Annotated in this window: 12 protein-coding genes; 4 read left to right on the top strand and 8 right to left on the bottom strand. The window is 62.0% G+C overall.

From position 1 onward, the window contains the following. Window positions 1–171 precede the first annotated feature (171 nt). The 3 genes from QMX91_RS24815 to QMX91_RS24805 are packed head-to-tail and all read right to left on the bottom strand — an operon-like array spanning window position 172 to window position 2753. The gene (locus QMX91_RS24815) at window positions 172–1353 is read right to left on the bottom strand and encodes an acetyl-CoA C-acetyltransferase (RefSeq protein WP_047601805.1); all 1182 of its coding nucleotides are present in this window, start codon (window positions 1351–1353) and stop codon (window positions 172–174) included. Between the two features lie 11 nt (window positions 1354–1364). After that, entirely contained in the window at window positions 1365–2030 is a 666-nt protein-coding gene (locus tag QMX91_RS24810; protein WP_027611653.1) for a CoA transferase subunit B, read from the bottom strand. 24 nt (window positions 2031–2054) lie between these two features. Continuing rightward, window positions 2055–2753: a CoA transferase subunit A gene (locus tag QMX91_RS24805; RefSeq protein WP_098964529.1), complete on the bottom strand. Its 699-nt coding sequence runs from the start codon at window positions 2751–2753 to the stop codon at window positions 2055–2057. 150 nt (window positions 2754–2903) lie between these two features. On the opposite strand from QMX91_RS24805, the gene QMX91_RS24800 reads away from it, so the two are divergent. Beyond that, complete coding sequence (locus QMX91_RS24800) at window positions 2904–3779, top strand: LysR family transcriptional regulator (RefSeq protein ID WP_282413526.1); 876 nt, start codon at window positions 2904–2906, stop codon at window positions 3777–3779. Between the two features lie 107 nt (window positions 3780–3886). Here the strand turns inward: QMX91_RS24800 and QMX91_RS24795 are convergent, their stop codons facing one another. From QMX91_RS24795 to QMX91_RS24780, 4 genes are all read right to left on the bottom strand, one after another. Then, on the bottom strand, window positions 3887–4729 hold the full coding sequence (locus QMX91_RS24795) for an NAD-dependent protein deacetylase (RefSeq protein WP_098964525.1): 843 nt from the start codon (window positions 4727–4729) through the stop codon (window positions 3887–3889). Window positions 4730–4881: 152 nt separating this feature from the next. Further along, window positions 4882–5928: a class I SAM-dependent methyltransferase gene (locus QMX91_RS24790; protein WP_134786747.1), complete on the bottom strand. Its 1047-nt coding sequence runs from the start codon at window positions 5926–5928 to the stop codon at window positions 4882–4884. A 197-nt stretch (window positions 5929–6125) separates the two neighbouring features. After that, window positions 6126–7427 (bottom strand): HAMP domain-containing sensor histidine kinase, encoded by a 1302-nt coding sequence (locus QMX91_RS24785; RefSeq protein ID WP_098964522.1) that lies wholly within the window; start codon window positions 7425–7427, stop codon window positions 6126–6128. After that, the gene (locus tag QMX91_RS24780) at window positions 7424–8164 is read right to left on the bottom strand and encodes a response regulator (RefSeq protein WP_047601800.1); all 741 of its coding nucleotides are present in this window, start codon (window positions 8162–8164) and stop codon (window positions 7424–7426) included. The genes QMX91_RS24785 and QMX91_RS24780 overlap by 4 nt, the downstream gene beginning before the upstream one ends. 296 nt (window positions 8165–8460) lie before the next feature. Between QMX91_RS24780 and QMX91_RS24775 the strand changes: the two genes are divergently transcribed. Then, window positions 8461–8724 carry a DUF2790 domain-containing protein gene (locus QMX91_RS24775; RefSeq protein WP_027611659.1) on the top strand — a complete coding sequence of 88 codons (264 nt, stop codon included), beginning with the start codon at window positions 8461–8463 and terminating at the stop codon, window positions 8722–8724. A 43-nt stretch (window positions 8725–8767) separates the two neighbouring features. On the opposite strand, the gene QMX91_RS24770 is transcribed toward QMX91_RS24775, so the two are convergent. After that, complete coding sequence (locus QMX91_RS24770; protein ID WP_223008360.1) at window positions 8768–9229, bottom strand: GNAT family N-acetyltransferase; 462 nt, start codon at window positions 9227–9229, stop codon at window positions 8768–8770. A 228-nt stretch (window positions 9230–9457) separates the two neighbouring features. Between QMX91_RS24770 and QMX91_RS24765 the strand changes: the two genes are divergently transcribed. Further along, the gene (locus QMX91_RS24765; protein ID WP_223008359.1) at window positions 9458–9730 is read left to right on the top strand and encodes a DUF4242 domain-containing protein; all 273 of its coding nucleotides are present in this window, start codon (window positions 9458–9460) and stop codon (window positions 9728–9730) included. 30 nt (window positions 9731–9760) lie between these two features. After that, window positions 9761–10573, top strand: a complete 813-nt coding sequence (locus QMX91_RS24760; protein ID WP_097088834.1) for a class I SAM-dependent methyltransferase — start codon at window positions 9761–9763, stop codon at window positions 10571–10573. Window positions 10574–10677 lie beyond the last annotated feature (104 nt).

The raw sequence follows: 10677 nt of genomic DNA, 5'->3' as shown, positions 1-10677 counted from the left end.
GGATTTATCCCCGATCCAGTGCGAAGCGCTGGCAAAGATGTGTGTCGAGGCGAAAAATTCTGGGGCTGCTGCGCATCCCATCGGGGATAAATCCCCTCGCCACAAAAGCGGTGAAACCAGACAGCGAGCGGATGTCGTGGATCCGTCCGCCGCCTGTATTGCTCCTTTGGATTAACCGCGTTCCAGCGCCAGCGCCACACCCTGACCGCCGCCGATGCACAGGGTCGCCAGACCTTTTTTCGCATCACGCTTGATCATTTCGTGCAGCAGCGTCACCAGCACGCGGCAGCCCGATGCACCGATCGGGTGACCGAGGGCGATGGCGCCGCCGTTGACGTTGACCTTGTCCAGATCCCATTGCAGATCCTTGGCCACTGCCAGCGATTGCGCAGCGAAAGCTTCGTTGGCCTCGATCAGGTCCAGTTGGCCGATGTTCCAGCCCGCCTTGTCCAGGCAGCGACGGGTGGCCGAGACCGGGCCGATGCCCATGATCGCCGGGTCAACACCGGCGTTGGCATACGCGGCGATTTTTGCCAGTACCGGCAGGCCCAGGGCCTTGGCTTTCTCGGCGCTCATCAGGATGACTGCGGCGGCGCCATCGTTCAGCGACGAAGCGTTGCCGGCGGTGACACTGCCGTCCTTCTTGAACGCCGGACGCAGTTTCGCCAGGGATTCGGCGGTGGTGTCGCCGCGTGGTTGTTCGTCGACCTTGAACGCTACCGGATCGCCTTTGCGCTGCGGGATCAGGATCGGGGTGATCTCATCGACAAAGCGTCCGGCCTCAATGGCCGCAGCGGCTTTGCGCTGCGAGGCGGCGGCGAAGGCGTCCTGCTGTTCGCGGCTGATCTCATATTTATCGACCAGATTCTCGGCAGTGATGCCCATGTGGTAATCGTTGAACGCATCCCACAGGCCATCGCTGATCATGGTGTCGACGATTTGCGCGTGACCCATGCGCAGGCCGGTGCGTGCGCCCGGCATCACATAGTTGGACAGGCTCATGTTCTCCTGACCGCCGGCGATGATCACCTCGGCATCGCCGCAACGGATCGCTTGTGCGCCCAGGTGCAGGGCTTTCAGTCCCGAGCCGCAAACCTTGTTCAGGGTCATGGCCGGCACGGCGTGGGGCAGGCCGGCCTTGATCGCGGCCTGACGCGCCGGGTTCTGGCCGGCGCCGGCTGTCAGCACTTGGCCCATGATCACTTCATCGACCTGCGCACCGTCCAGACCGGTCTGTTCGAGCAACTGGCGAATCACCGCAGCGCCCAGATCCACCGCGGACACGCTGGCCAGCGAACCCTGGAAACTGCCGATCGCGGTGCGGGTGGCGGCAACAATTACGACGTCTTGCATTTTCGAATTCCTCACTGGGCAGCGAACTGCATTTCCGGTACGTGATCCGGGACGATCAGTTTACCAGCGGTTTTGGCGACGATTTCCTCGACGCTGACGCCAGGTGCGCGTTCCTTGAGGACAAAAGCGCCATTTTCGATTTCCAGGTAGGCGAGGTCGGTCAGCACGCGCTTGATGCAGCCGGCGCCGGTCAGCGGCAGGCTGCACCTGGCCAACAGCTTGGACTCACCGTCCTTGGAGGCGTGGGTCATGATCACGATGATGTTGTCGGCGCCAGCCACCAGATCCATCGCGCCGCCCATGCCCTTGACCAGTTTGCCGGGAATCATCCACGAGGCGATGTTGCCTTCAACGTCGACTTCGAACGCGCCGAGCACGGTCAGGTCGACATGCCCGCCGCGAATCATCGCGAAGGATTCGGCGGAGTTGAAAATCGATGCGCCGATGCGCGCGGTGACGGTCTGTTTGCCGGCGTTGATCATGTCGGCATCGATGGTGTCTTCCGTCGGAAACGGGCCCATGCCGAGCAGGCCGTTTTCCGATTGCAGCATGACTTCCATGCCGTCGGGAATGTAGTTGGCGACCAGGGTCGGAATGCCGATGCCGAGGTTCACGTAGTAGCCGTCCTGCATTTCGCGGGCGACGCGCTGAGCCATTTGTTCGCGGGTAAGTGCCATGTTTTTATTCTCCGTCAGCCTGGATTATTTGCGGATGGTGCGCTGTTCGATGCGCTTTTCGAACGTGCCGCAAATGACCCGGTCGACGTAGATGCCGGGGGTGTGGATCTGCGACGGATCCAGCTCGCCGGGCTCGACGATTTCTTCGACTTCGACCACGGTGATCTTGCCGGCGGTGGCCGCCAGCGGGTTGAAGTTCTGCGCGGTGTGACGGTAGACGACGTTACCGAAATGGTCGGCTTTCCAGCCTTTGACGATGGCGAAGTCGCCGGTGATGGACTCTTCCATCAGGTACTTGCGCCCGTTGAATTCGCGCACTTCCTTGCCTTCGGCGACCGGGGTGCCGACGCCGGTGGCGGTGAAGAAGGCCGGGATGCCGGCGCCGCCTGCGCGCATTTTCTCTGCGAGGGTGCCTTGCGGGGTCAGAATGACTTCGATGTCGCCCTTGAGCAGTTGCTCTTCGAACAGTTTGTTTTCGCCGACGTAGGAGGCAATCACCTTGCTGATCTGGCGGTCGGTCAGCAGCACACCGAGGCCGAAACCGTCGACGCCACAGTTATTGGAAACCACGGTGAGGTCGCGGGTGCCCTTGCGCTTGATCTCGGCGATCAGGTTTTCCGGAATGCCGCACAGGCCGAAGCCGCCGGCGATCACGGTCATGCCGTCTTCAAGACCGGCCAGAGCTTCCTCGTAGGAACTCACGCGCTTGTCGAAACCTGCCATATGCACCTCTTTTATTGTTTGTCGGGCGGCTGGCTAGCCGAATGACTGGAGTGTCTCGCTGCAGGATATATTTGTTAAGTTGATTTTTAAGGTTGATTGATTGATAAAGTTAAACAATTGACTGATTGCAGATACGGAAGCATAGCGCTCATGACCATCAAACAGATCCGCGCCTTTCTCGCCGTGGCTCAGAGCCTGAGCTTCGCCGTGGCCTGTGAGCGCTTGCACCTGTCGCAATCGGCTCTGAGCCTGACCATCAAGGCGCTGGAAGAGGGGCTGGGCGGGCGGCTGTTCAGCCGCAACACGCGCAATGTGGCGCTGACCGCCGAGGGCGAATCGCTGCTGCCGCTGGCCCGGCGCCTGATTGCCGACTGGGACAACGCCGAAGACGAAATGCGCCAGCGCTTCAGCCTGCAACGCGGGCGGGTGACGCTGGCGGCCATGCCGTCGTTTGCCGGCAACCTGCTGCCGCCGATCCTCAAGACCTTTCGCGCGCGCTATCCGAACGTCAACGTCACGGTCAACGACGTGATCAACGAGCAAGTGCTGGAAATGGTCCGCGACCGGCAGGTGGAGCTGGGCGTGGCGTTCGAGCCGATGCAGAACACCTCGCTGACGTTCACCCCGCTGTACATCGATCGCTTCGTCGCAGTGGTGCCGCAGGATTCCGCGCTGGCCGGGCGCACAGAGATCGACTGGCAGACCCTGCTGCAGGAACCGTTCATCACCCTGCAACGGCCGTCGACGGTGCGGGTGATGCTCGAAGAGCACTTGCAGGCCCGGGGCATGAAACTGCCGGTGGAATTCGAGAGTCATCAACTGGCAACCGTCGGGCGCATGGTCGCCAGTGGCCTGGGGGTGAGTGCGGTGCCAGCGTTGTGCGCCGACCAGATGCTGGAGCTGGGCGCGCATTGCCTGACCTTGAATGATTCAGTGGAGCGGGCGATTGGTGTGCTCACGGAGCCGGGCAATGAGCTGTCGGCAGCGGCGCAGGCACTGTTCGATATTCTCAAAGCCGAACATTGATCCTGTGGGAGCGGGCTTGCTCGCGAAGGCGGGGTATCAGTCGAGGAAAGTCTTGGCTGAAAGGACGCTATCGCGAGCAGGCTCGCTCCTACAGGGGATTTCGCGAGTCAGGAAGTCAAGCGTTGCACCAGCAACGGCAGCAGCTGTTCGCATGACGCCTCGATCTTCAGATCCAGCAGATCATCGGCGCGAGTCTTGCCCAGATTGATCGCCAGCAACGGCTTGCCCCGATCGGCGATCACCCGGCACAGACGAAACGCCGAATAGGCCATCAGCGACGAGCCCACCACCAACAATCCCGCGGCATTTTCTGCCGCCGCCATGGCCCGCGCCGCCGTCGGCTGCGCCACGTTCTCACCGAAAAACACCACGTCCGGCTTCATCCGTTCACCGGCGCAATACGGGCATTGTGGCGTCTGAAAACGTGCTTCGAAGGCCGGATCGAGCAGGGTATCGCCGTCCGGCGCCTGCATCGCGTCGACCCCGGCCAGATACGGATTCTGCTCGACCATCCGCTGCTGAATGTCGTCACGCGCGCTGCGCTGGCCGCAATCCAGGCACAACACCCGGTGCAGGCTGCCATGCAGTTCGATCACGTCCTGACTGCCAGCCTGATCGTGCAGGGTGTCGACGTTCTGCGTGATCAAGGCGCTGACCAGACCCCGGCGCTGCAAATCGGCCAGTGCTTGATGCGCGGCATTGGGCCGCGCCTGACGCACCCGCGGCCAGCCAAGCATGGCCCGCGCCCAGTAGCGGCGACGGGATTCCGGAGCGGCGAGAAATTCCTGATACATCATCGGCTGCCGGCCCCGGCGTACACCCTCACTGTCGCGGTAATCCGGGATGCCCGACGGCGTGCTGATGCCCGCGCCGGTCAGCACCACAAAGCCGCCATCGGCCATGGCCTGGTGCAGGGTGTCGAGGTGTTCGCGGGTCGGGCTGTCGAGCATGGTCAGCACTCCGGGGAGGACGATGCCCGCAGGTTAGCATTAACCGTGTGGCGAGGGAGCTCGCTCCCGCTGGACTGCGCAGCAGGCCTGTTTTGGGCTTGCTTTGCAATCCGACGGGAGCAAGCTCCCTAGCCACAGGTGATAGCGCTGATTTATTTGCGCGCCTCCAGTATCAGATTGAACGGCGTCTGCGTCGCCCGGCGAAAATGCTTGAACCCGGCCTCGGTAAACACCTTGCGCAAGCGCATTTCACCGGCCTGCGCACCCAGCCCCAGGCCAACTTCCTGGGACAGCGAATTCGGCGTGCAGATAAAGGTCGAGGCCGCGTAAAACAGGCGTCCGACCGGGTTGATGTTGTCGTCCAGCGCGTCGTTGGCAAACGGCTCGACCAGCAGCACCGTGCCGTCCTTCTTCAATGATTCGAACGCATGCCGTGCGGCGCCGACCGGGTCGCCCATGTCGTGCAGACAGTCGAAGTAGCAGATCAGGTCATAGTCGTCGCCGGGGTAGTTTTTGGCGTTGTTCTGGAAGAACTTCGCCCGGCTGCTGACCCCTCCTTCTTCGGCGCGCTGGGTGGCGACGGTGATTGACGGCGCGTGGTAGTCGAAACCGACGAAGTGTGAGTTGGGATAGGCCTGGGCCATGATCACCGTCGACGCGCCGTGGCCGCAGCCGATGTCGGCGACTTTGGCGCCTTTTTCGAGTTTGGCGACCACGCCGTCCAGCGCCGGCAGCCATTCAGCGATCAAGTGACCTTTGTAGCCGGGGCGAAAGAAGCGTTCGGTGCCGCTGAACATGCACGGATGGTGATCGCCCCAGGGCAGGGCGCCATTGCCGCGCATGGCTTTGACCAGTTTGTCCTTGTCGTGGAAAAACGAGGCCACCACACCGAGTCCGCCGGCGACGTACACCGGCGAGTCTTCCACGGCCAGTGCCAGCGCCTGCTCTTCCGGCAACCGAAACTGGCCATCGTGATGCTCCATATAGCCGGACGCGACATGCGCGCTGAGCCATTCGCGTACCAGACGCGGGTTGCAGGTGGTTTTTTCGGCGAGGGCTTGCGGGGTGACCGGCTGACTGTCGGCCATCGCCCGATACAGCCCGAGTTCTTCGCCAACGATGACGTTCGCCAGCATCGCGGCGCCGCCCATGTCGTTGACCAGTTTGCCCATGAATGCGTTGAGTCGTGTTTCGTCCATCACGAGTGCTCCTGATACAGGATCACCGTCCGGTGGCAAAACGTTGTCGAGGCATGGGCCGCTGGGCGGTGGTCACAGAAGTGGGCAGGGCACAGCTGACGTCGTCCTGCAATCCCCCTCGACTGGGTAATGAATCAGTCTAGCCGGGCTGGGGCAAGATGCAGTGTTTGTGCTCCATGCAAATTCCAATGTGGGGATCAGCGCAGGGGCAATTTCAACTCCGCGCACAGGCCTCCGCCCTCGCGGTTGCTCAGGGTCAGTGATCCGCCGAGGGCCATGGCCAGTTGCTGGGCGATGGCCAGGCCCAGGCCGGTGCCGCCGGTGCTGCGGTTGCGCGAGTTTTCCACCCGGTAGAACGGCTGCATGACCTGTTGCAACTCGGCTTCGGCAATGCCTGGCCCGCGATCGAGGATTTTGATGCAAAGACCGTCGTCGATATCGACCTGCAACTGTGCGGCACCGGCAAATTTCAGTGCGTTGTCGGTCAGGTTCACCAGCACCCGGCGCAGGGCCTGGGGACGGGTATCGATCACCGCCGCGCTCTTGCCGCTCAGCTGCACGTCCTTGCCCATGTCCTGATAGTCGAACACCAGGCTGTCGAGGAACGAGTCGAGATCGGTGCGCCGGCTTTCCTCGGTCGAGCCGTGGATGCTGCGGGCATACGCCACGCCCTCGCGCACCAGATGTTCCATCTCGCCGAGGTCGTTCCACAGTTTGTCTTTCTCGACCGAGTCGTCCATGAACTCTGCGCGCAATTTCATGCGGGTGATCGGGGTTTGCAGGTCATGGGAAATCGCTGCCAGCAGTTGCATGCGCTCCTTCAGATACGCGGCGATCCGCGCCTGCATCGCGTTGAAGGCCCGTGCGGCGTAGGCCACTTCGGTCGGGCCGTGTTCGTCGAGCATCACCGGGTGCGCGTTGGGGTCGAGGGATTCCACGGCATTGGCGAGGCGGGCGAGGGGGCGTATGGCAATGCGCACCGCCAGCCAGGTGCAGGCGATCAGCAGCGCCAGTTGCCCGAGCAATACCCCCGGCAGCCACGGCGACAGCGGCGGCATGGCCGGACGCACATCGATGGTCAACGGGCTGCCGTCGCTGAGGCGCAAATGGGCCTGGAAGTGTTTTTTCTCCGCGGGAAAACGGCTGAAGGACAGCGGACGGGCGCCGCCGATCGCACTGCTGATCGAGGTCGCGGCTACCGGTACCTCCTCGGCGTCGAGCGGGGCGCCGGGATCGCCGTCGTTCAACCGATAATCGTAGTTGGTGCGAGCCAGTCGTGGCAACCAGGCAGGGCGTTCCTGCGCCGGCAAGCGGTCGAGGATTGCAACCGACGTCGAAACGTCGTTTTGCATATTGCTGAGCATGGTGCTTCTGGCGCTTTGGAAACGCTCGTAATACTGCGCGCCAAACGACAGGGCCTGGGCCAGGATCAGCCCGACCAGAAAGATCAGCGACAACCGCGAAGCCAGGGTGCGTGGCCAATGCAGCTTGAGGCTCATGCCGAGGCCCCGAGGATTTCCACCGGTAGCGAAAAAACATAACCCTCGCTGCGCACGGTCTTGATGTAGGCCGGCTCACGCGCATCATCAAGCAGGCGCTGGCGCAAACGGCTGACCAGCAGATCAATCGAGCGATCAAACAGATCGGCTTCGCGGCCCTGGGTCAGGTTGAGTAACTGATCACGGCTGAGCACCCGTTGTGGATGATCGAGGAACACCCGCAGCAAGCGATATTCGGCGCCACTGAGGGCGACCAGCGTGCCGTCCTTGTCCAGCAGATGACGGGCCGAGGTGTCCAGTTGCCAACGGCCGAAGGCCAGAAGCCGGCCGCTTTCGGTGACCACCAGATTCGGCGGCAGCATGCGCGTGCGCCGCAGCACCGCGTTGATCCGCGCCAGCAGTTCGCGGGCGGCGAACGGCTTGGTCAGGTAATCGTCGGCGCCCATTTCCAGGCCGATGATGCGGTCGGTTTCATCGTTGCGCGCCGTGAGCATCAGCACCGGCGTGGCCTTGTGTTTGCCCACGCGTAGTTCGCGGCACAGCTGTAGGCCATCATCGCCGGGCATCATGATGTCGAGCACAATCAGGTCGACGGTGTTGGCTTCGAGAAAACTGCGCATCTGCCGACCATCGGCGACCACGGTGGTGCGCAGGCCGTTCTTCTTCAGGTAATTGCCGACCAGCTCGCGGATCTCGCGGTCGTCGTCGACGATGAGAATGTGATCGACATGTTCCATCGGTGCAGAACCTCTATCAAAGGGCAATGCCATGCAGTCTATCGAGCCTGCGCCGGCTTGCCTGCCCGGGTTTGTATTGCAGTGTATCTGGCGTAATGGCGGATACATACACATGCAAAAACGCGATTTTTTCAGGGTTTTGTATCGCTGTGTATCTCCGGGCGGTGGGGATACACAGTGATTGATAGCGGCCGTTTCCTGACACAGACGCGATACCTCGCGCGCCTCAAATAGGCTCCATCGAGGCCCACACAGTTTGCCTCGGCTCAACCCATACAAGCCTTGAGGAAACCACCATGACGCACAAAACCGTTGTCGCCGCCTGCCTGTTCGCCGCCCTGAACATCTGCACCCTGTCGGCCCGGGCCGAAGCCGATGTCAGCCCGCACACCTACACCTACGGCACGCACCTGGACATCCAGAAAGTGCTGTCGATGACCGAGGACAACGCGGTGAACTGCGGCATTATCGATGCGCGCATGACGTACCTGGATTCGGCCGGAAAAACCCAGGTGCTGGATTACCGCAAATTTGCCGATGGCTGTAACAACCAGAACTGAGTGCTCAGATGCATCGACAGTTACCGCCGCGCACATCAATGGCTCACAGGTCGCGCACCATGAGCCATTGCTCGTTGTCCCACGCGCGAAAGCGCTCCAGCACTGTCCAGCCGCGTTTGGCGTAGTAGTCCTGCTTGTTCTGTGTGTGCAGATAGAAACGTGCGAAGCCGCGCTGTTTCGCCGCCTGGCTGATGCCATCGATCAACCGCTCTGCCAGCCCCTGGCCACGAGCTTGCGGGCTGACAAACACGCACGCCAGCCACGGGCCGAGATCCGGACGCAGGGCCAGGTCCGCCCGGGCCAGTGCCGCACCGCCGAGCAGGCGCTCGCCGTCCAGCGCAATCAGGCATGACCAGTCGCCATTGTCTTGGCCGGCAGCGAACTCGCGTTGCCAATCGGCCAAGGGTTGCTCGGCATATTCGTAGGCGAACTGGCGGTGAATCCACGCGGCGTAAGTGTCGCTGTGCTGCGGGTGATCGACGAGCCATTCAAGACGCAGGGACATGATGGAATCCATTCACGGAAGACGGGAAGGCATAAAAGCCGATTGCCCCACGCAATGGCAATCTCGGAGTGTCTCGAGGCCTTTACAAAAAACCGCCACTCATCGGCCCGGCCGTTGTTTTGCCGGCTCTTCGGACGATTGGCAGGGACGCCATCGACCCTCGGCGCGATAGTGGATGAGCAGGGCCACTGCCGACCCTGTCACTGATAAAAAGAACGCGAGGTTGCCATGCCGAAATTCGTGATTGAACGCGAGATTCCAGGGGCCGGAAAGCTGTCGCCGCAAGAACTCCAAGCCGTGTCGCAAACCTCCTGCCAGGTGTTGCGTGAACTCGGGCCACAGGTGCAGTGGCTGCAGAGTTACGTCACCGCCGACAAAATCTATTGCGTCTACATCGCCCCTGACGAAGAACAGGTGCGCGAGCACGCCAGGCTGGGTGGATTCCCGGCCGACAGCGTGGCGCGGGTGATGACGGTCATCGACCCGACCACGGCCGAATGAAGTCCTTCTACCTGCTGCGGAGCACGATTGATGAGTACTCCCATTGATCTGACGGGTCTGAAAGAGCGCCAGAAAGTCGCCTGGGCCAGCGGTGATTACGCGGTGATCGGCACCACCTTGCAGATCGTCGGCGAAAACCTTGCCGAGGCCTGCGACCTGCACTGCGATGAGGAAGTGCTGGATGTCGCCGCCGGTAACGGTAATGCGACTCTGGCGGCGGCGCGACGTGGTTGTCAGGTGACCTCGACCGACTATGTGGCGGCGCTGCTGGAGCGTGGACAGGATCGGGCGCGGGCCGAGCATCTTGATGTGATTTTTCAGGTCGCCGATGCCGAAGCGTTGCCGTTCGCCGACGAGAGTTACGACGCGGTGCTGTCGACCTTTGGCGTGATGTTTGCCCCGGATCAGGCGACTGCCGCAGCGGAACTGGCGCGGGTCTGCCGAAGGGGCGGGCGCATCGGTCTGGCGAACTGGACGCCGGAAGGTTTCGTCGGCCAGATGTTCAAGGTTCTCGGTCGCCACGTGCCACCCCCCGCCGTGGCCCAACCGCCGTCGAACTGGGGCACTGAAGCGTGGTTGCACAGCCACTTCAATGAGCGCGAATTTCTGCTGCAGGTCACCCGCCGCACCTTCAATTTCCGCTATCGCTCGGCGGCGCATTTCATCGACATTTTCCGTCACTGGTACGGGCCAGTGCACAAGGCATTCGCGGCATTGCCGCCGGAAAGCGGGCAGGCGCTGGAGAGTGACCTGGCGGATCTGCTGAACCGCTCGAACCGGGTGGGAGAGAAGTCACTGGTGGTGCCGAGCGAGTATCTGGAGGTGGTCATTACCAAGCGCTGAATATTCAGAACCATGCAAAACCCCGGTGGGAGCGGGCTTGCTCGCGAATGCGGTGGATCAGTAGACAGAATTATTGACTGGACAGACGCATTCGCGAGCAAGCC

Source organism: Pseudomonas sp. PS01299 (assembly GCF_029960145.1).
In the GTDB taxonomy this organism is placed as follows: Bacteria; Pseudomonadota; Gammaproteobacteria; order Pseudomonadales; family Pseudomonadaceae; genus Aquipseudomonas; species Aquipseudomonas putida_A.
This window is presented reverse-complemented; position numbering and strand designations above follow the sequence as displayed.